Origin of the sequence: Streptomyces sp. N50, from assembly GCF_033335955.1 — a bacterium.
Lineage (GTDB): Bacteria > Actinomycetota > Actinomycetes > Streptomycetales > Streptomycetaceae > Streptomyces.
The window spans coordinates 812,391-835,865 of sequence record NZ_CP137549.1; the positions used below are offsets into that span (position 1 = coordinate 812,391).

The window sequence follows — 23,475 nt, forward strand, 5'->3', positions numbered from 1 at the left end:
GCCACCCGTCACCGCTGGGTTCGGCGGCGACATGCACCCGCATCAAGGGAGCGCTCCCCAGATTCATCCAGGACTCGCCGAGGGCCATGAGCTGCTCCACCGCGTCGCCGCCCCGCGGGTCGAGAACGACCTCGCGCACCGGCAGCGTGGCGCGGCGCTGCACCACCTGGACCGGCTCGCGCAGCCCCTCCCACACGATCGCCGTGCGGTAGATGTCGTGCCGGTCCACCACCTGCCGCAGCGCGTCCAGGAACGCGTCCAGCCGCTGCCTGGAATCGAATCCGAGCCTGACCGGCACCGCGTACACGTCCTCGATGTCGCTGTTCCGGTCGGCCATGAGGTGGTGGAAGAAGAGCCCCTCCTGCAGCGGGGCGAGCGGGTAGATGTCCGCGATGTTGGCCGCGCCGCCCTGCACCGTGGCCACCACCCGCGCGACCTCGGCCTCGTCGAGGTCGACCAGCGGCAGCATCCCCGGCGTGATCTCCGTGGCGCCTTCGGGAATCGGATTGGGCGGGACCTCGACGTGCTCCATGCCCGCCGTCGCCGCCAGACCGGCCGGCGTCGAGGTCTGGAACAGCGCCCTGACCGACACGGAGACACCTCGGGTGCGCAGGTGCTCCACCAGCGACACCGCCAGGAGCGAGTGGCCGCCCAGCGCGAAGAAGTCGTCCTCCACGCCGACGCTGTCCAGGCCGAGGACGTGCGCGAACGCGGCGCAGACGATCTCTTCCCGCACGGTCTCCGGGCCCCTGCCCGAACCGGACGTGTACCCGGGTGCGGGCAGTGCGGCCCGGTCCAGTTTCCCGTTCGCCGTCAGCGGCAGCTCGTCCAGGACGACGACCGCCGAGGGCACCATGTAGTGGGGCAGCCGGGTACTCGTGAACTCCCTCACCGCTTCCGTCACTTCGTCGGCTGTGGTCAGTACACCGGGCTTGAGCACCACATAGGCCACCAGCCGTGTCTCGCCCGGCGCGTCCTCCCTCGCGACCACCGCGGCCCTTGCGACCTCGGGGTGCTCGACCACCGCGGCCCGCACCTCACCCGGTTCGACCCGGAAGCCGCGGATCTTGACCTGCTCGTCCGCCCGCCCCGCGAACACCAGCCGGCCGTCCGCCGTCCAGCGCGCCCGGTCCCCGGTCCGGTACATCCGCTCACCGGAGTCGCCGTGCGGGCACGCCACGAACCGTTCCGCCGTCAGCCCCGCACGTCCCCGGTATCCGCGCGCCAACTGGCCCCCGGCGACGTACAGTTCGCCCGCCACACCCACGGGGACCGGTCGCAGCGCACGGTCCAGGACATACGTCCTCGTCCCCGCCACCGGCGCGCCCATCGGCACCGCCGACTCCGCACCGTCCACCGGGCCGGCCGTCACCATCACCGTCGACTCGGTCGGGCCGTACGTGTTGACCAGCGTCCGACCCGCGCTCCACAGCGCCGCCTGCTCGGCGGTGATCGGCTCGGCGCCCACCAACAGCCGCTCCACACCCGCGAGATCACCCGGATCCAGCACCGACAACAGCGACGGCACGACGCTGGCGGACCGCACACCGGTCTCCCGGAGCATCCGGACGAGCTCGCCCGTGTCCGATCGCTCGGCGGCCGAAGCCACCACCAACGTGCCTCCGGCCGCCAGCGTCGCCGCCACGTCCAGCACCGACGCGTCGAAGCTGAACGACGCGAACTGCAGCACCCGCACCCCGGGCCCTGCCCCCAGAACCGGCCCCAACGCCCGCGCCATGGTCGCCACCGCCGCGTGCGAGACCGCCACGCCCTTCGGTACGCCCGTCGAACCCGATGTATAGATCACATACGCCAACTGGTCGTCCGCCAGGACGATTTCGGGTGCCCGCGCCGGCATCCCCGCCAGCGCCGCCACCACCTCGGGCGCGTCCAGCGCCACCGTCTGCGGCGCGTTCAGCCCCTCCGGCAGGCCGGCCAGCCCCACCAGCACATCGACCCCGGCATCGGCCACCATGAAGGCCAGCCGTTCGGCCGGGTACTCGGCGTCCAACGGCACGTACGCCGCTCCCGCCCGCCACACGCCGAGCATCGCCGCGACCATCTCCGCACCCCGCGGCAGGCACAGCGCCACCACCGACTCCGTGCCCACGCCCTGCGCTCGCAGGTAGTGCGCCAGCCGGTTCGCCCGCGCGTCCAACTCCCCGTACGACACCGGGAGTCCGTCGGCAACCACCGCCACCGCGGTCGCGTCCTCGGCGACCCGGTCGGCGACCAGCTCCGGGACCGCCGCACCCGGCCCGGCCGCGACCGCGCCGGTGTCGTTCCACTTCTCCAGGAGGCCCCGCTCGGCCTCGCCCAGGATGTCGATCTCGTTCAGCGCCGTCCCGGGGGCGTCCTCCAGGGCGGTCACCATGTTGGCCACGCACGTGTGGAGCAGGGCGCACACCTGCGCCGAGTCGACGGGGGCGACCGTCTCGATGCTCAGCCGGAATCCGGTCCCCAGGTCGTCGACGGCCACGTCGACGGGGTAGTTGGTGCGTTCCCTGGCGTACAGCGTCGTGAGGCCCTGGACGCGCCCGTCGTCACCATCGGGAGCGCCCTGAATGTGCCGGTAGTTGAAGAGGGAGGTGAACAGCGGGCTGCCGCCCGGCACGCCGCTCGCCTGCTGGGCCAGCGTCAGCGGGGCGTGCTCACGCACGAGCAGCTCCGCGAGCTGGTCCCGCAGACCGGTCAGCGCCTCGCCCACGCCCGCCGCGTCGACGCGCACGCGGACCGGCAGCGTATTGAGGAACAGCCCCGGCACCCGCTCCGAACCGGCACCGGCGTCCATGCGCCCGAACAGAATCGTGCCGAACACCACGTCGTCACGGCCGCTCACGGTCGCCAGCACCCGTGCCCACGCCAGGTGGAAGACGGTGGCCGCGCTCACTCCGAGCGTCCGCCCCAACTGGCGTATCCGGAGCGCCAGTTCGTCCTGCACCGGCAGTTGCGTACGCACCGACTCGGCGCCGTCGCCGTGCACGTCCAGGAGTCCGTACGGTGCCGTCGTCTCCGTCACGTCGCCCAGCAGACCGGTGAAGTACCGCTCGTGCTCCTCCTTCGCCGAGCCGAGCCTGGCCTGCGCCACGAAGGTGCGGAACGGCAGCGGCTCGGGCAGCGAGTCGACGCGCCCGGAAAGGATCGCGCGCAGCTCGCCGAGCAGCACGTCCTTGGTGGTGTGGTCCTGCACCATGTGGTGCATGCAGAGCAGGACGAGCCAGCGTTCGCCGCTGGGTTCGGGCGCGGTCAGTACGCGGATCAGGGGAGCGCGGCCCAGGTCCATCCGCTTGTCGCCCTCGGCGAGGAGCTGGTGCGGAAAGTCCGCGCCTTCCGGGTCGAGTTCGATCCGCTCGACCGGGACCTCCACATGGCGGGCGACCACCTGGACCGGTTGACGCAGGCCTTCCCACACGATGGCCGTGCGGTAGATGTCGTGCCGGTCCACCACCTGCTGCAACGCGTCCAGGAACGCGTCCAGGTCCGTACGCGCATCGAATCCGAGGACGATGGGCGAGGCGTACACGTCGCCACCGCCGTCGTCCTGCGCGGCCATCAAGTGGTGGAAGAACAGGCCCTCTTGAAGCGGGGCGAGCGGATAGATGTCCGCGACGTTGGCCGCGCCGCCGGGCACGTGGGCGACGATCCGCTCCACCTCGGCGTCGGTCAGGTCGATCAGCGGCAGCATGTCCGGGGTGATCTCCGTGGCACCCTCGGGAATGGCGTTCTCGGGCACATGGACCGCGACCGCGCCGGCCGCCGCGGCCAGCCCCGCCGGGGTGGGCGCCTGGAAGAGCGCGCGCACCGAGACCGAGAGGCCTCGGGTCCGGAGGTGTTCCACCAGGGAGATCGCCAGCAACGAGTGACCGCCCAGCGCGAAGAAGTCGTCGTCGACGCCGACGGAGGGCAGTCCGAGAACCTCTGTGAAGGCCTGGCACAGGATCTCTTCCCGCGCGTTCGCCGGGCCTCTGCCCGCGCCGGCCGTGGCGGTGTGTTCGGGAGCGGGCAGTGCCGTGCGGTCCAGCTTGCCGTTGACCGTCAGCGGCAGCGCGTCAAGGACCACGAACGCCGACGGCACCATGTACCCGGGAAGCCGCGCCGCCGCGAACTCCCGCACACCAGACGTCAGTTCATCCGGCACGACATCCGCACCCACCGCCACCAGATAGGCGACCAGCCGCTTGTCGCCCGGAACGTCCTCACGCGCGATCACCGCCGCCTGCGCCACCCCCGGGCAGCCGGCCAGTACGTCCCGCACCTCACCCGGCTCGATCCGGAACCCGCGGATCTTCACCTGATCGTCCGCACGACCCGCGAACACCAGCCGCCCGTCCGCATCCCACTTCGCGCGGTCCCCGGTCCGGTACATCCGCGCACCCGCGGCGCCGAAGGGGCAGGCCACGAACCGCTGCGCACTCAGGTCCGGCCGACCCAGATAGCCACGGGCCAGCTGTCCGCCGGCCACGTACACCTCACCCGCGACACCCACCGGCACCGGGCGCAGCCACTCGTCCAGCACATAGACGCTCAGCCCCGGAATCCCACGCCCGATCACACTGCTGCCCGGCGCGGTACCGTCCGCGGCCAGATCCTGATGGGTCACGTGCACCGTGGTCTCGGTGATTCCGTACATGTTCACCAGGCGCGGCCCGCCGTCCGCGTGCCGCGCCCACCACGGGGCCAGCTGCACCGGATCAAGTGCCTCGCCGCCGAACACGACCACCCGCAACGCGGCCAACGCCTCTGGCCTGTGCTGCTCCGCGGCCAGCAACTGGTAGAACGCCGACGGGGTCTGGCTCAGCATGGTCACCCGCTCGCGCTCCAGCAGCGTGAGGAAGTCCTCCGGTGACCGCGACACCTCGTACGACACCACCGCCACACGACCGCCGTGCAGCAGCGCCCCCCACAGCTCCCACACCGAGAAGTCGAACGCGAAGGAGTGGAACCAGCTCCACACGTCCTGCGGCCCGAACCCGAACAGCCCCCGCGTCTGCGCGAACAGCTCCGTCACGTTCGCGTGCGTCACCACCACACCCTTGGGGCGGCCCGTCGAGCCCGAGGTGTAGATGACGTACGCCGGATGCTCCGGCAGCACCGCACCCCGCTCACCCGCGACCGGCACCGAAGCGTCCGGTCCGGCCGGCTCAGGTGTCACCGCCGGGTCGTCCAGCACGACCACCGGCACCCCGAAGCCCGCCATCTCGTCACGCAGCGCCGCCGAGGTCAGCAGCCACCCGGCCCGCGCGTCGGTGAGCGTGTACGCGATCCGCTCGGCCGGATAGGCCGGGTCCAGCGGCACGTACACGCCTCCGGCCTTCACCACACCCAGAAGAGCCACCACGAGATCGATGCCGCGCTCCATGACGACCGCGACCGCCGACTCCGCGCCCACACCCCGGCCCAGCAGATGACGCGCCAGCCGGTTCGCCCGTCCGTCGAGCTCCGCGTACGACACCTCGATCCCGTCGCACACCACCGCCACCGCACCCGGAGCACGCGCCACCTGGGCCTCGAACAACTCCGCCAATGTCGCCGAAGCCACCTCCGCCGGCGCCTCGTTCCACTCCTCCAGCACCCGACGCCGCTCCACCGCATCCAGCACGTCCACCGCGCCGAGCCGGGACTCCGGCGCATCGCGCAAGGCGGCCGCGACGTTGGCGACGGCCTCGTGCAGCAGCACGCACAGTTGCTCCGGGTCCGCCGGCGCCACCGCGTTGACGGTCAGTCGGAACCGGTTCCCGCGGTCGTCGACCGCCACCGTCACCGGGTAGTTGGTGCGGTCGTCGACGCGGTCGGCAGGAGTCAGATGCGTGACACCGTCGAGGCCGTCAGCCGCAGTCCGCGCACCGCTCTGGCTGTGCCGGTAGTTGAAGAGGGAGGTGAACAGCGGGCTACCGCCCGGGACTCCGCTCGCCTGCTGGGCCAGCGAGAGCGGGGCGTGCTCGTGCGCGAGCAGTTCGGCCAGCTGTTGCCGCAGACCGCCCAGCGCTTCGCCGACACCGGTGGACGCGACGCGCACGCGGACCGGCAGCGTGTTGATGAACAGACCCGGCACACGGTCGGATCCCGCGCCGGCATGCATCCGGCCGAACAGCACCGTGCCGAACACGACGTCGTCCCGGCCACTGACGGCGGCCAGCACCCGCGCCCACGCCAGGTGGAAGACGGTGGCCGCGCTCACGCCCCGCGCCCGCGCCAACTCCCTTACCTGGACGGCGACTTCCTCCCCGACCTCCAGCCTCGCCCGCCGCACGTCATAGCCGTCACCGTGCACATCGAGGAGGCCGTACGGTGCCGTCGTCTCCTCGACGTCCCCGAGCAGACCGGCGAAGTAGCGCTCGTGCTCCTCACGGCGCACACCGAGCCGGGCCTGCGCCACGAAGGTGCGGAACGGCAGGGGTTCGGGCAGCGTTGTGCCCTGGCCGGAGAGGATCGTGCGCAGTTCACCCAGCAGTACGTCCTGTGTGGTGTGGTCCTGCACCAGGTGGTGGATGCGCAACAGAGCCAGCCACCGGCCGTCGCCGCTCGGGTCGGCGGCGGTGTGCACGTCCAGCAGCGGTGCGCGGCCCAGGTCCATCGGGGACTCACCGATGGCGAGCAACTGGGAGGCCGCATCGGGGATGTGGGCATCGAGCGCGACTTCTTCGACGGGCAGCTCGGCGTGGCGCCGCACGACCTGGACGGGTTCGCGCAGGCCGTCCCACACGATGGCCGTGCGGTAGATGTCGTGCCGGTCCACCACCTGTTGCAGCGCGGCCAGGAAGCCATCCAGGCGCCGACGCGAGTCGAAGCCGAGGACCGTGGGCATCGCGTATACGTCGGCGCCCTGCTGATCACTCATCCGGTGGTGGAAGAAGATGCCTTCCTGGAGCGGGGCGAGCGGATAGACGTCGGCGATGTTGCCCACTCCGCCCGGGACAGCCGTGACGATCCGCTCGATCTCGGCCTCGTCCAGGTCGACCAGCGGGAGCATCTCCGGGGTGATGTGGGTGGCGTCGTCGGGAATCAGGTTCGGCGGGACCGAGATCTCCTCCGCCCCGGCGGCCACGGCAAGACCGGCCGGCGTCGGCGTCTGGAACAGTGCCCTGACCGACACCGACATGCCACGGGTGCGCAGCTTCTCGACCAGCGACACCGCGAGCAGCGAGTGCCCACCGAGGGCGAAGAAGTCGTCGTCCACGCCGACCGAAGGCAGGCCGAGCACCTCGGCGAACGCCAGGCACAGGGCCTCTTCCTGCGCCGTCTCCGGTCCCCTGCCGGCACCGGCCCCGGATGCGAAGTCGGGGGCGGGCAGAGCGGCCCGGTCCAGCTTGCCGTTACCCGTCAACGGCAGGGCAGCAAGGACCACGACCGCCGAGGGCACCATGTACCCCGGCAACTGCTCCGCCGCCAACTCCCTTATCGACACACCCAGTTCAGCCACGCCCGCACTGCCGCCGGCCGCGACGACATACGCCACCAGACGCTTGTCGCCCACAACATCCTCGCGGGCGACCACCGCCGCCTGCGCCACCTCAGGCAGCCCGGCCAGCACCACCTCCACCTCACCCGGCTCCACCCGGAACCCACGGATCTTCACCTGATCGTCCGACCGGCCCACAAACACCAGCCGACCATCCGCATCCCACCTCACACGGTCCCCCGTGCGATACATCCGCCCACCCGCAACACCACCGAACACATCGGCCACGAACCGCTCCGCGGTCAGACCCCCACGCCCCAGATAACCCCGCGCCAACCCCGCACCCGCCACATACAACTCACCCGCCACCCCCACCGGCACCGGGGCAAGGGAGCCATCCAGCACATAGGCCCGCGTCCCATCCAGCGGCCGACCGATCGGCAACACCCCCTCCAGCGCACCCACCCCCGACACCGCATGCTGCGTCGCACACAACGTCACCTCCGTCGGACCGTACAGATGCCGCACCACCACACCGGCACAGACCTCCACCACCCGACGCACCGCCTCCACCGGCACCACATCACCACCGGTCAACACCTCATCCACCCCGGCAAAACACCCCGGATCCCGCTCCGCCAACACCCGGAACAACCCCGCCGTCACATGCACATGCGTCAACGCATACTCAGCGATCCACGACCGCAGCACACCACCGTCAACCACCACATCCGTCGGCGCCACCACCACACCAGCACCCGACAACAACGCCACCCACACCTCATACGACGACGCGTCAAACGCATGCGGCGCATGGAACAACACCCGCGCCCCACCCGACACACCCCAATGCGACGCCAACGCCAGCCCCACCACATCCCCGTGAGTCGCCACCACCCCCTTCGGCACCCCCGTCGAACCCGACGTATACATCACATACGCCGCGTTCTCAGAAGAAACAGTCGAGTCGGGTGCCAGCTCAGTGGCCTGCCGGTCCAACTCCGCCTGCACCGCCGGGTCATCAAGAACCACCACCGGCAGCCCCGTCACCACAGCCGCATACTCCACCGTCGTCACCACACACACCGGCGCCGCATCCGCGACCATGAACGCCACCCGCTCCACCGGATACTCCACATCCACCGGCAGATACACACCACCCGCCTTCAACACCCCCAACAACGCCACCACCAGATCGACACCACGCTCCAAACACACCGCAACAACCGACTCCGCACCCACACCCCGCCCACGCAGGCAATGCGCAACCCGGTTCGCCCGCGCATCCAACTCCGCAAACGAAAGCGACACACCCTCCGCCACCAACGCCACCGCATCCGGCGTCCGCGCCACCCACTCACCGAACAACTCCGGCACCGACACACCCGACACCCGACCCGCAGGCCCACTGCCCCACTCCACCAACCGACGCCGCTCAGCCACATCAAGCAGCTCGACCGCCGACAACCGCGTCCCCGGCTCCGCCGACAGCACCTCGACAACCCGCACCAGCCAACCCGCGATCCGCTCAGCGGTCCGCGCGTCGAACAGATCCGCCGAAGCGACGAACCGGCCACTCACACCCGCCGGCACGCCCTCCCCGTCGAACACCTCCCCGACCGACACCTCCAGATCGAACTTCGCCGACGACACACCCGTAGCAATCGACTCCGCCCGCAACCCCGGCAGATCCACCACCCCCGACACCGTGTTCTGCACCGTCAGCATCACCTGGAACAACGGATGCCGCGACAACGAACGCACCGGCGCCAACTCCTCCACCAGGCGCTCAAACGGCACATCCTGATGATCCAGAGCATCCAGACCCACCCCACGCACCCGCTCAAGAAGCTCCTCGAACGTCGGATCACCAGACACATCAGTACGCAACACCAACGTGTTCACGAAGGAACCGACCAGGTCGTCGAACGCCTCGTCCGTCCGCCCGGCAACGGCCGCGCCGATGGGAATATCGGTCCCGGCACCCAGCCGGTTCAGCAGCACAGCGAGGGCCGACTGCAGCACCATGAACAGGGTCGCGCCCCGCTCGTGCGCCATCTTCAACAGCCTCCCGTGTGTCTCGGCCGACAGCTCCAGACCGACACGGTGTCCCTCATGAGTCGCCTCGGCCGGACGCGGCCGGTCCACCGGAAGCTCCAGTTCCTCCGGAGCGTCCGCCAACATCTCGCGCCAGTACGCGACTTGCTCGCCCAGGACGCCCTCGCCGGCATCCCCGTCACCCAGCAACTCCCTCTGCCACAGGGCATAGTCGGCGTACTGCACGGGCAGCGGATCCCATCGCGGCGCCTCGCCCGCCGACCGTGCCGCGTAGGCGGCCGACACATCCCGGGCCAGCGGTCCCATCGACCAGCCGTCACCGGCGATGTGATGCACCGTCAGCGCGAGCACGTGCTCGCCCTCGCCCAGGACGAACAGCCATGCCCGCAGCGGAATCTCCGACGCCAGATCGAAGGCGTACGCCGATGCCCCGGCCAGCGCGCCGGCCAGTTCCTCCTGTGCCGTGTCGGCGACCGGCAGCTCGAACCCGGCCTCCTCGACCGACAGGATCCGCTGGTACGGCTCACCGTCCACCGCCGGGAACACCGTGCGCAGCACCTCGTGCCGTCCGATGACGTCCTGCAGCGCCGCCTCGAGCGCGCCACGGTCCAGCTGCCCGGTCAGGCGCAGCGCCATGGCGATGTTGTACGTCGCGCTCGGGCCGTCCAACTGGCCCAGGAACCAAAGCCGGCGCTGGGCGAACGACAACGGAATCATCGGTACTCCTCCTGGTGGCGCATCGGCCGCACTGCGGGCCTGGCCTTCTTCTGGCTGCCGACTTGTTGGGTGATCCAGGTCGCGAGACCGGCCGGGGTAGGGCTTTCGAAGAGAACTCGGATGCGGGGCTGGACGCCGAGCAGCGTCCGTACGCGGCTGACGAGCCGGGTTGCCAGGAGTGACTGGCCGCCGAGTGCGAAGAAGTCGTCGTCGACGCCGACTTCGGGCACTCCCAGCACCTCGGCGAACGCCTGGCACAGGAGCTCCTCCTGCACGCTCACCGGTCCGCGTCCCGTACCGGCGACGCCCGCGTACTCCGGAGCGGGCAGGGCACCGCGGTCCAGCTTTCCGTTGACCGTCAGCGGCAACGCGTCCAGGACCACGACCGCCGACGGCACCATGTGCTCCGGAAGCCGGGATGCGGTGAACTCCCGTACCGCATCGCCGAGTTCGGGAGCAGAGCCGGCCGCGCTGTCCGGCACGACATAGCCGACCAAGCGGGTGTCACCCGGTGTGTCCTGCCGGGCGACGACTGCCGCCTGAGTGACCCGCGGGTGCGCGGCCAACACCGCCCGCACCTCACCCGGCTCCACCCGGAACCCACGGATCTTCACCTGCCCGTCCGCCCGTCCCAGGAACACCAACTGCCCGTCCCCGGTCCACCGCGCCACGTCCCCGGTCCGGTACATCCGCCCACCCGCCTCGAACGGGCAGGCCACAAACCGCTCCGACGTCAGATCCGCGCGCCCCGCATACCCCCGCGCCAGCTGCGCGCCCGCTATGTACAACTCGCCCGCGACCCCCACCGGCACCGGGTCCATCCGGTCGTCCAGCACATACAGCCGCGTATTCGCCACCGGCCGCCCGACCGGCACCACCTGACCGACCTGATCACCCGCACGTACCTCGAAGACGCAGCACCCCACAACCGTCTCCGTCGGCCCGTACTCATTCACCACCACCGACCCCGGCACCCGCTCCAGCCAGCCCCGCACATCCGCACCCGGCAGTGCCTCACCGCCCACGATCAGACGCCGCGCGGCCCCCTGCACCTCCCGCGCCGACAACAGTTCGGCGAGCAGCGGCAGATGCCCCGGCACCACCTTCACCAGCCCGAACTCGTCCGACCCGCGCACCAACTCCGCGAGCCCCTCGGCGCCGCCCGCCTCGCTCACCACCACCGCGGACCCGGAGATCAGCGGCACCACCACACTCGTCACCGTCAGATCGAACGCCAGCGACGAATGCAAGGCGGCACCACCACCGCCCTCCTCCATCCCATAGGCGCCCGCGGCCCAGGCCGCGTAGTTCGCCAGCCCGCCGTGCGTGACCGACACACCCTTCGGCACGCCAGTCGACCCGGACGTATACATCACATACGCCAACTCGCCACTCAGGCGCCCGAGTTGAGGAGTCGACGCGGGTTGCCGCGCCAGCGCGGCCTGCACCGTCGGATCGTCCAGGTCGACCGTCCGGACCCGCCCTACCGGCAACTCGTCCAGCACCTCTCCCGTGCCGATCAGCACCGCGGCACGACAGTCGGCCACCATGAATCCGAGCCGCTCCCCCGGATAGGCCGGGTCCAACGGCACATACGCCGCCCCCGCCTTCCACACCCCCAGGACCGCCGCGACCATCGCGACACCTCGCGGCAGGCACAGCCCCACCAGCGACCCACGCCCCACACCCTGCGCCCGCAGATAGTGCGCAAGCCGGTTCGCCCGCGCATCCAACTCCGCGTACGACACCGCGCGACCGTCCGACACCACCGCCACCGCGTCCGGCGTCCGCGCCACCTGCGCCTCGAACAACTCCGGCACCAGCACCGCGCCCACCCCGGGCACCGCTGTGTCGTTCCACTCCTCCACCACCCGACGCCGCTCCACGGCGTCCAGCACACCGAGCCGCGCGAGCCGCGTCCCCGGCGTCTCCTCCAACGCCCCCACCACATTCGCCAGGCACGTCTCCAACAACCCTGCCACCCGCACCGGATCAGCCGGAGCCACCGCGTGCACGGTCACCTCGAAGCCGGTGCCCCGGTCGCCGACGGAGACGTTGAGCGGGTAGTTGGAGCGGTCCCACATGTAGGCGAGTCGGACGCCTTCGAGGCCCGTGGCGGCTTCGCCGCCGACCGGTCGTGAAATGTCCTCGCTGTGCCGGTAGTTGAAGACCGAGGTGAACAACGGGCCGCCGGCCGGTACGCCGCTGGCCCGCTGCGCGAGTGCGAGCGGCGCATGCTCGTGCACCAGCAGCTCCGCCAACTGATCGCGCACCGCCATCAGTGCGCCGGCCACGTCGACGTCGCCGGTGCGCACCCGCATGGGCAAGGTGTTGAGGAAGAGGCCGGACACCCGGTCCGAGCCCGCACCCGAGTTCATCCGTCCGAAGAGCACCGTGCCGAACACCACGTCGTCCCGGCCACTGACCGCGGCCACGACCCGCGCCCAGGCCAGGTGGAAGACCGTGGCCGGACTCACACCGAACGAGCGCGCCACCTTCCGTACACGAAAGGCCAGTTCCGCGTCGACCGGCACCTGCTCCTGCTTCGCGTCCGTGCCGTCTCCGCGCACGTCCAGGAGCCCGAACGGGGCCGTGGCCTCCTCCACGTCACCGAGCAGCCCGGCGAAGTAGCGCTCGTGCTCCTCCTGCGCCACACCGAGGCGGGCCTGCGCCACGAAGTCGCGGAACGGCAGCGGCTCGGGCAGCTCGCCGCCCCGATCCGACATGAAGGCCCGCAACTCCTGAAGGAGCACCTCCTGCGTGGTGTGATCCCTCACCAGGTGGTGGATGCGCAGCAGTGCGTACCACTGGCCGTCGATCGGTTCATCGGCCGTGTGCACGTCGAGGAGCGGTGCGCGGCCCAGGTCCATCGGCCCCGTTCCGACGGCGAGCATGCGCTGCACGACATCGGCATCGGCATCGCCTCGCGGATCGAGCAGAGCCTCCTCGACCGGCAGCGTGGCGCGGCGCTGCACCACCTGGACCGGCTCGCGCAGCCCCTCCCACACGATCGCCGTGCGGTAGATGTCGTGCCGGTCCACCACCTGCTGCAACGCGGCCAGGAAGCCGTCCAGGCGCCGCCGCGAGTCGAAGCCCAGCACCAAGGGCATCGCGTACACGTCGGCGCTCTGCTGATCGCTCATCAGGTGGTGGAAGAAGATGCCTTCCTGGAGCGGGGCGAGCGGATAGACGTCCGCGATGTTGGACGCGCCTCCGTCCACCTGCTCGACGAGCCGCGCGATCTCGGCCGTGTCCAGGTCCACCAGCGGCAGCATCTCCGGAGTGATCTCCGTGGCTCCCTCGGGGATCAGGTTCGGCGGCACCGCGAACGTCTCGGCGTCCGCCACCCGCGCGAGACCGGAGGGGGTCGGCGTCTCGAAGAACGCCTGGACCGAGACCGGCACCCCCCGCTCCCGCAGGGCCGCCACCAGCCGGACCGCGAGCAGCGAGTGCCCGCCCAGCCGGAAGAAGTCACCGTCGGCGTCGACGCTGTCCAGGCCGAGCACCTCGGCGAACGTACGGCACAGGATCTCCTCCCGTACCGTGGCCGGCCCCCGTCCACTGCCTGACACCGCGGTGAAGTCGGGGGCGGGCAGCGCTTCGCGGTCGAGCTTGCCGTTACTGGTCAGCGGCAGTTCGTCGAGGACCACGACCGCCGACGGCACCATGTGCTGAGGCAGCCGATCCGCCATGAACTCACCGAGCACAGCTGTCAGTTGAGCGCTGTCCTGCCCGCCAGCCGACACCACGTACGCCACCAGACGGGCGTCCCCCGGTACGTCCTCCCGCGCCACGACCGCCGCCCGGGCAACACCCGGATAAGCAGTCACTACGGCATGGACCTCGCCGGGCTCCACCCGGAAACCACGAATCTTCACCTGGTCATCCGCACGGCCCGCGAACACCAACTGACCACCCGACGTCCAGCGGGCCCGGTCCCCGGTCCGGTACATCCGCTCACCCGAGCCGCCGTACGGGCACGCCACAAACCGCTCCGCCGTCAGACCGGCCTGGCCCACATATCCACGCGCCAACTGCGCACCAGCCACGTACAGTTCACCGGTCACACCCGGCGCCACCGGGTGGAGCGCATCGTCCAGCACATAGAAACGGGTGTTGGCGACCGGCGACCCGACCGGCACCACACCGGACGCCACCGTCTCCTCGGTCAGACGTGTCGTCGCGACACCGATGGTCGTCTCGGTCGGACCGTAGTGGTTGAACACCTCTCGGTCCCCGGCCGCCGCCAGCAACTCCCCGACCAACTGCGGGGAAGCCGCCTCACCACCCAGCACCAGCGACTTCGCCGGCAGCACCGCACCCACACCCAACGCCGCCACATGCGACGGCACCGCCTTCAGATAGTCAATCCGCTGCTCGGCCAGATAGCGCGCCACCGCCACCGGATCGGTGACCGCCTCCTCCTCCAGGAAGTGCAGCTCACCCCCGGTGGTCAGACTCGCGAACACCACCGTGTTGCCCAGGTCGGTCGCCTGCCCCTGCAACACCGCATACCGGCCACCCGGCACACCAAAACCCACCCGACCCGGCACCGACGACACGTAGTTCGCCAACGCCCCGTGCGAAACCGCCACACCCTTCGGCCGCCCCGTCGACCCCGACGTATAAATCACATACGCCAGCTCGGCCCCACCCACCGGCACGTCAGGTGCCGTTTCCGGCGCCGCCCTCACCACACCGGCAACCCCTGGATCAGCCAGGTCGATCACCCGCGGGCCCGGCAGGTCCGAAGCGCCGAGGACCAGCTCCGCCCGGCTGTCCGCGAGGATGAAGGCGATCCGTTCCACCGGATGTGCCGGGTCCAACGGCACATAGGCCGCGCCCGCCTTCCACACCCCCAGAATCGCCGCGACCATCGCGACACCTCGCGGCAGACACACCCCCACCACCGACCCACGCCCCACACCCTGCGCCCGCAGGTAGTGCGCGAGCCGATTCGCCCGCACCTCCAACTCCGCGTACGACACCGCGCAACCGTCCGACACCACCGCCACCGCATCCGGCGTCCGGACCACCTGCGCCTCGAACAGACCCGGGACCAAGGTCTCGGGAAGCGCGACGGTCGTCCGGTTCCAGGTGTCGAGGACGAGTTCACGCTCGGCCGGGTCGAGGACGTCCACCGAGCCGGCCTTCGCCCGGGAGTCCGCGGCCATGGCTGTCAGGACCCGCGTCAGGCAGCCCACGATGCGCCGTGCCGTCGCCGGATCGAAGAGGTCCGCCGCCACTCTCAGCACTCCGCGGATCCCGGCCGGTTCGCCCTGCGCGTCGAATGTCTCGCCCGCGTTCAACCACAGGTCGTAGCGGGCCGCCGAGCTGCCGGGCAGCAGTTCGGCGACCTGGATCCCGGCCAGCTTCAGCAGCGCGCCCGCGCCGCCGATCGCCGGACCGCTGTGCGCGTTCTGCAGCGTGAACATCGTTTGGAAGAGGGGGTGTTGGCCGAGGGAACGGGCCGGGGCCAGTTCCTCCACAAGGCGGTCGAAGGGCACTTCCTGGTTCCCGAACGCCGCCAGCGCACTCCCGCGTACCCGTTCCAGCACCTCGGCGAAGGTCGGGTCGCCGGACAGATCGGTGCGGATGACCACGGTGTTGACGAAGAAGCCGACCAGGTCGTTCAGCGCCTCGTCGGTGCGTCCCGCCATGGGTGAGCCGATCGGGATGTCCGTTCCCGCTCCCAGCTCGGACAGCGTCACAGCCAGGCCGGCCTGGAGCACCATGAACAGGGTCGCCCCGTGCTCACGCGCCAGTTCCGCCAGGCTCCGGTGCAGTTCCGCGGGGAGCAGCACGGTGACGCTGTGGCCGCGGTGACTGGCCGTCGCGGGGCGCGGCCGGTCCGTGGGCAGGGCCAGCTCCTCCGGGACTCCGGACAGTGCCTCGCGCCAGTGCGCCGTCTGCTGGTTCAGCACACTGTGCGGGTCGTCCTCGTCACCGAGCACCTCCCGCTGCCACAGGGTGTAGTCCGCGTACTGCACGGGCAGCGGCTCCCACTCGGGTGCCCGGCTCGCGCGGCGTGCCGTGTACGCGGTCGACAGATCCCGGGCCAGCGGCCCCATCGACCAGTCGTCCCAGGCGATGTGGTGGACGACCAGGACGAGGACGTGCTCGTCCGGGCGTACGGCGAACAGCCAGGCGCGCAGCGGGATTTCCGCCGCGAGGTCGAAGGCGTACGCCGTCGCGCGTGCCACCGCGCCGGCCAGCTCCGCGTGGGACACCTGAGTCCCCGGCAGGTCGGCGGCCATCTCGGTCTGGGGCAGTTCGGTCAGTGGCCGGTCCCAGAGGCTGTCGGCCTCCACCAGTCCTCGGTCCCGCTGCCCCGGCGGGTCCGTCCCGACCACGTCGATCACCGGAAGGTTCCACGGCACCTCGTCCATCGCCAGGACCTGCTGGTAGGGCCGGCCCTCGGCTGCGGGGAACACCGTGCGCAGCACCTCGTGGCGGCCGATGACGTCCCGCAGTGCCGCTTCGAGTGCCGCGTGGTCCAGCTCGCCCGTCAGCCGCAGTGCCACCCGGCTGTTGTAGGTGGCGCTCGGTCCCTCCAGCTGTCCCAGGAACCACAGGCGGCGCTGTGCGTAGGACAAGGGAATCATCGGGACGCCTCCTGCTCGCGCATCGGCCGCAGCACGGGCCGGGCCTTCTGCTGGGTACCGCTGTGTCGGGTGATCCACATCGCGAGGCCGGCCGGGGTCGGTTTCTCGAACAGGACCGGCATCGGTACGTCCACTCCGAGCACCGTGCGGACCCGGCTGCCCAGGCGCATGATCAGGACGGAGTGGCCGCCCAGGGCGAAGAAGTCGTCGTCGGCGCCGACCACCGGCACGCCGAGGACGTCGGCGAAGGCGTCGCACAGCGCGGCCTCGCGCTCGTTCGCCGGTTCGCGAGGCACCGCCGGGCCGCCCATCGTGGTCCAGTCGGGCGCGGGCAGGGCCTTGATGTCGAGCTTGCCGTTCGCTGTCAACGGCAGTGCGTCGAGGACGACGGCCGCCGACGGCACCAGGTACGGGGGCAACCGGTCCGCCGCGAAGGCGCGTACCGCCTCGGAGAGTGTGGTGTGGTCCGCCGGGTCCCGGTCCGCGGCGGGGACGACGTACGCGATGAGGCGTTTGTCTCCCGGGGCGTCCTCGCGGACGGTCACCGCGACCTGTGCCAGCGCGGGATGCGCGGCGAGCACGGCCTGTACCTCACCCGGCTCGATACGGAATCCACGGATCTTGACCTGGTCGTCGGCACGGCGCAGATATTCCAGCTGCCCGTCCGGGCTCCACCGGACGACGTCCCCGGTGCGGTAGATCCGCTGGCCCGGTACGAACGGCGAGGCCACGAAACGCTCGGCGGTCAGGCCGGGCCTTCCGGCGTAGCCGCGCGCCAACTGCACGCCTGCCAGGTGGAGTTCACCGCTCACTCCCTCCGGGACCGGTTTCAGCGCGGAGTCCAGGACGTACACCCGGGTGTTCGCGACGGGCGTGCCGATGGGGACCGTCGCGTCCGCCCGCCGAGGACGGCACTGCCAGGCCGTCACGTCGACGGAGGCCTCCGTGGGCCCGTAGAGGTTGTGCAGTTCCACGTCGTCGAAGAGTTCGAAGAACCTGGCCTGGGCGTGAGGCGGCAGTGCCTCGCCGGAGCAGACCACTCGCCGCAGGCTCGTACAGCGGCCGGCCGTGGGTTCGGCGAGGAAGATCTCCAGCATGGACGGAACGAAGTGGACGGTCGTCACTCGCTGTTCGCGTACCAGGTCCGCGATGTAGGCGGGGTCCCGGTGGCCGCCCGGCCGGGCGAGGACCAGTACCGCGCCCTCCAGCAGCGGCCAGAACAGCTCCCAGACCGAGACGTCGAATCCGAAGGGCGTCTTGTGCAGGACCCTGTCCGACGCCGTCAGCCCGTACCGGTCCTGCATCCACCCCAGCCGGTTCACGATGCCGGCGTGCGCAACCATGACGCCCTTCGGGCGTCCGGTCGAGCCCGAGGTGAAGATCACGTAGGCGGGGTGTCCGGGCATGACCGTCAGCGGCGGCGGGGTCACCGGGCACGCCTCGATCGCCGCCGCGGTCGCCGGGTCGTCGACCACCACTCGTTCGGTGTGCGCGGGCAGCAGTCCCTCGAACGCGGACGACGTCAGCGTGCACAGTGCGCGGGCGTCCGCGAGGGTGACGGCGATCCGCTCGGCGGGGTGCTCCGGATCCACCGGCAGATAGGCGGCGCCCGCCTTCAGTACGCCGAGCAGCGCCACCACCATGTCGACACCGCGTTCGAGGCACACCCCGATCACCGACTCGGGCCCGGCGCCGCGTCGGACCAGGTGCTGGGCCAACTGGCAGGCCCGCGCGTCCAGTTCGGTGTACGACAGCTCGGTTCCCTCGTGCACCACGGCCACCGCGTCCGGCGTCCGTGCCACTTGGGCGGCGAACAGCTCCGGGAGTGTGGCCGAGGCGATGTCGGCCGCGGTGTCGTTCCGCTCCGTCAGCAGCCGCTCGCGTTCACCGGCGTCGAGGACGTCCAGCTCGCTCAACCGGGTCCGCGGATCGGTGGCCAGCGACTCCATCACGCGGCTCCAGCGGCTGGAGACGCGCTCGGCCGACTCCACGTCGAACAGATCCGCCGCCGCGATCAGCATCCCGCCGAGTCCCGCCGGGCCGCCCTCGGCGTCGAACGTCTCGCGCACATACAGCTCGAGGTCGAACTTCGCCGCGGTCCAGGTGGTCGAGATCCTGTCCTTGGCGACGTTCGGGAGGTCGACGACCGCCTCCGCGTTGTTCTGCAGCGTCAGCATCACCTGGAACAGCGGGTGCCGCGCCATCGACCGGGTCGGGGCGAGCTCCTCCACCAGCCGCTCGAACGGCAGGTCCTGATGCGTGTACGCCGACAGGCTGGTCTCGCGCACCCGGTCGAGGACTTCCTCGAAGGTCGGGTCGCCCGACAGGTCGGTCCGGATCACCAGGGTGTTCACGAAGAAGCCGAGCAGATCGTGCAGCGCCTCGTCGGTGCGTCCGGCGACCACCGATCCGATGGGCAGGTCGGTTCCGGCGCCGAGCCGGCTGAGCAGCATCGCGAAGCCGGCCTGCAGCACCATGAAGAGTGTCGCCCCCCGCTCACGCGCCAGGGCGGCGAGCTCACGGTGGCAGTGGGCGGACACCTTGAGGTCGACGGTGTTGCCACGGTGGGTGGCCACGGCGGGGCGGGGCCGGTCGCGCGGCAGCTCCAGCTCCTCCGGCGCCCCCTCCAGCGCCTCGCGCCAGTAAGCCGTCTGCCGGGACAGCACGCTGTCCGGGTCCTGCGCGTCGCCCAGCATCTCCCGCTGCCACAGGGTGTAGTCCGCGTACTGGACCGGCAGTGGGTCCCAGCCCGGGGCCTCTCCCCTGAGACGTGCCGCGTAGGCCGTCGACAACTGCTTTCCGAGCTGAGCGATCGACCATCCGTCGCCGGAGATGTGGTGAACCGTGATGTGCAGCACGGATCGGTCGTGGCCCAGGTCGAACAGCGTTGCCCGGAGGGGTAGTTCCGAGGACAGGTCGAAGAGGTGGCCCGACGCCTCGGCCACCGCGGCGGGCAGATCCCGCGGAGCCAGTTCGACCACGGCCAGTGCGAAGCCCGTCTCCTCCAGCGTGCGGATGGTCTGGTAGGGCTCGTCGTCGACGACCGTGATCACCGAGCGCAGCGCCTCGTGCCGGCCGATGACGTCCCGGAGGGCTTCGGTGAGTGCTGTGCGGTCGACGGTGCCGCTCAGCGGCAGGGTCAGCCATCCGGTGTAGGTGGTGCTCGGACCCTCCATCCGGTCGAGCAGCCAGAGCCTGCGCTGTGCGAAGGACAGCGGTACGCGCTCGGGGCGGTCCATCGGCCGTACGCCGCTTCGGCCCTGGGCCGCGGTGCGCAGTCGCTGTGCCAGTTGCCGTGGCGAGGGGCCTTCGAAGAACACCTCGATCGGCAGCTCCACGTCCAGGAGCGTGCGGATGCGGCTGATGAGCCGGATCGCCAGCAGGGAGTGGCCGCCCAGGGCGAAGAAGTCGTCGTCGACGCCAATGCCGTCCACACCCAGCACATGCGCGAACGCCCCGCACAGGAGCTCCTCCTGTGCGGTGACGGGCCCGCGCGAAACGGTCCGCGCGAGCGTGGTCGCGTGGTCGGGGGCGGGCAGGGCTCTGCGGTCCAGCTTTCCGTTGCCGGTCAGCGGCAACTCGTCCAGGACGACGACCGCCGACGGCACCATGTGCTCGGGCAGCCGTCCCGCCATGAACTCCCGCAGCGACAGGGCGAGTTGGGGGACTTCCTGCCCGACGGCCGGCACCACGTACGCCACCAGGCGGGCGTCCCCCGGCACGTCCTCCCGCGCCACCACCGCCGCCCGGGCGACGCCGGGGTGCGCGGTCACCACGTTCTGGACCTCGCCCGGCTCCACCCGGAACCCGCGGATCTTGATCTGGTCGTCCGCCCGTCCGAGAAGGACCAGCGAACCGTCGTCGCTCCAGCGGGCCCGGTCTCCGGTCCGGTACATCCGCTCACCCGCGGCACCGAACGGGCAGGCCACGAAACGCTCGCCCGTCAGCCCCGGGCGGCCCACATAGCCCCGGGCCAACTGCGCACCCGCGACGTACAGTTCACCGGCCACCCCCGCCGGTACCGGGCCCAGCGCGTCATCCAGCACATAGGCGCGCGTATGGTCCACCGGCGCACCCACCGGCACCACGCCCGACGCCAGCAGTTCGGGCGTCAGACGCGCCGTCGCCACACCGACCGTGGTCTCGGTCGGCCCGTAGTGATTGAAGACCTCGCATCCGCCCGGCAGCTCCAGCAGCCGCGCCACCAGCGCGGGCGACGGCGCCTCGCCCCCCAGCACCAGCGACTTCGAAGGCACCAGGTCGGCCAGCGGAACCCCCGCCGCCAACGCCTCCAGGTGCGACGGCACCACCTTCACACAGTCGATCCCGTGCTCCGCCAGATACCCGGCCACCGCCCCGGGATCGGAAACCACCCCCTCGCCCAGGACATGCAGCTCACCTCCCGACACCAGACTCGCGAACACGACGGTGTTCCCCAGATCCGTCACCGCCGGCTGCAACAGCGCGTACCGAGCGCCGGGTTCCGCGAACCCCACCCGCTCAGGCACCGACGCCACGTAGCCGGCCAGTGCGCCCTGCGTCACCGCCACGCCCTTCGGACGCCCCGATGAACCCGAGGTGTAGATCACATACGCCAACTCACCACTGCTCAGGGGCGTTTGAGGCACCGTCACCGGCGCCGCACCCAGCACCCCGGCAACCTCGGGATCACCCAGATCGATCGCCCGCAAGCCCGGCACATACAGATCCGACGGCAGTCCGCCGTGGCTCAGGACGACCCGCGCCCCGCTGTCCGCGAGCATGAAGGCGATCCGTTCCACCGGATGCGCCGGATCCAACGGCACATACGCCGCCCCCGCCTTCCACACCCCCAGAATCGCCACGACCGTCTCCACACCACGCGGCAGACACAGCCCCACCACCGACCCACGCCCCACACCCCGCGCCCGCAAAAAGTGCGCAAGCCGATTCGCCCGCACCTCCAACTCCGCGTACGACACCGAGCGACCATCCGACACCACCGCCACCGCGTCAGGCGTCCGCACCACCTGCGCCTCGAACAGCTCGCGGACCGACGCATCGGGCTCCGGGGCCTTCGTCGCGTTCCACTCCTCGACGACGCGCCGCCGCTCCGCCACGCCGAGGAGCTCCGCCGCGCCGACCCGGTCCGCCGGGTCCGCGGCCACGAGCCACTTCAGGACGGCCGTCATGGAACGTGACATCCCACGTGCTGTTTCGGCGTCGTACAAAGAGCTGTTGACATCGAACGCGATATCGATCTTGCCCTCGGCGAACCGGTCGTAGACACAGAGCCGCATGTTCTCGACGGGCCCGTTGTTGAGCGGCCGCGTGATCGTCACGCAGTCGCCGAACTGCGCCGGGTAGTCGAAGGACATGACGTTCACGAGCAGGTCGAAGAGCGAACCGGCGCGCGCCCTGCCCAGATCCCGGACCATGTCCGTCTGCTGGTACCGCTGATGCTTCAGGGCGAGACGGATCACCTTGGAGATCTGCCGGAGGAGTTCCTCGACGGACGTCTCCCGGTCGACCCTGAGCCGGATGGGCAGGACGGTGGCCGTCATTCCCGGAACGCCTCGCTCACGGGCCCCGACGCGTCCGGGGACGGACAGTCCGAGGAGGATGTCCCGCTTCCGCGTGGTGCGGTGGAGATGGACCGCGGCCGCGGCGAGCACCAGGCCGGCGACAGTGGTCCGCAGCGCGCGGGCGGCCGTCGGCAGCGCGCCGGCGAATTCGGCGTCGGCGGCTTCGATATGCCGCGTCGGCAGTCCCGGCAGGGTCTGCGGCGTCGTCGTATGAGCATCGTCGGATTCGGGCAGACCCGACATCGAGTCCAGCCAGAATTCCCGGTCGGCCAGGAATTGCGCCGAGGCCCGATAGGTCGCATCCGATTCCAGAAGAATGGACACCGACTCCGGGGCGCCCTCCTCGACGGGGCTCCCGGAGATGAGCCCCGCGTAGATCCGCGCGACCCGGGCATTGATGATCGTCGCGCTCCAGCCGTCGAACACGAGGTGGTGCACCCGGTAGAACCAGAAATTCCGGTCGGACGCGATCCTGATCACCGCGTATTTGAACGCGGGTTCCGCAGAGAGATCCACGGGCTGCCGGAACTCCCGCGTCATCCACTCCTCGGCCGCGGCGACCGGGTCCGGCGCGGACCTCAGATCCAGTACCTCGACCTCCGGCTCGACCGCCGGGCCGAGGTACTGGCGCGCGGCCTCGCCGTCGCCGGTGAACCGCAGCCGGAACGTGTCGGATTCCGCCACCGCCTGCCGCACGGCGGCGACGAAGTGGTCCACCGCCAGGTCGCCGCGGATGTCGAAGTATTCACCGATGTTGTAGAGCGAACCGTCGGCGGAAAGCTGCTGGACGTACCAGACACCGCGCTGCGCTCCGGTCAATTCGTGAAGATCACGCTCGGATCCAGACACGGCCGCATACCCCCATCATTTCGATCCGCAAATTACCGCACGAATTGCGCTACGCATTTCTCGGGGGCACACGAAGATATCGCTCGCTCCGTATCGGCCGACGGCACGGTTCGAAGCCGACAGGAATGCCGTTCATCGGCACGCAGTTCTCAACAGCCCCCACACCTTTACGGTGAGCCACTATGGCTCAGGGTGCTCCAGTGATCAATGTGCCGCGGTCGTGCGCGTTCAACTGCGGCGGCAGAGCAGTTGAACGCGCACGACCGCGGTCCGGCCCGAAGTG

At 70.6% G+C, this 23,475-nt stretch carries 2 protein-coding genes and 1 pseudogene (1 of these 3 cut by a window edge); all 3 read right to left on the bottom strand.

Translation table 11 applies throughout. The features are described 5' to 3' along the window. A pseudogene (locus R2B38_RS03350) lies at nt 1–10,174 on the bottom strand (amino acid adenylation domain-containing protein) (its annotated part extends 4,055 nt beyond the left edge of the window); the annotation flags it as partial. Beyond that, on the bottom strand, nt 10,171–16,779 hold the full coding sequence (locus R2B38_RS03355) for a non-ribosomal peptide synthetase (RefSeq protein WP_318014878.1): 6,609 nt from the start codon (nt 16,777–16,779) through the stop codon (nt 10,171–10,173). The gene R2B38_RS03355 and the pseudogene R2B38_RS03350, both read right to left, overlap by 4 nt. Continuing rightward, on the bottom strand, nt 16,776–23,162 hold the full coding sequence (locus tag R2B38_RS03360; RefSeq protein ID WP_318014879.1) for a non-ribosomal peptide synthetase: 6,387 nt from the start codon (nt 23,160–23,162) through the stop codon (nt 16,776–16,778). The genes R2B38_RS03355 and R2B38_RS03360 overlap by 4 nt, the downstream gene beginning before the upstream one ends. Nucleotides 23,163–23,475: the final 313 nt, after the last annotated feature.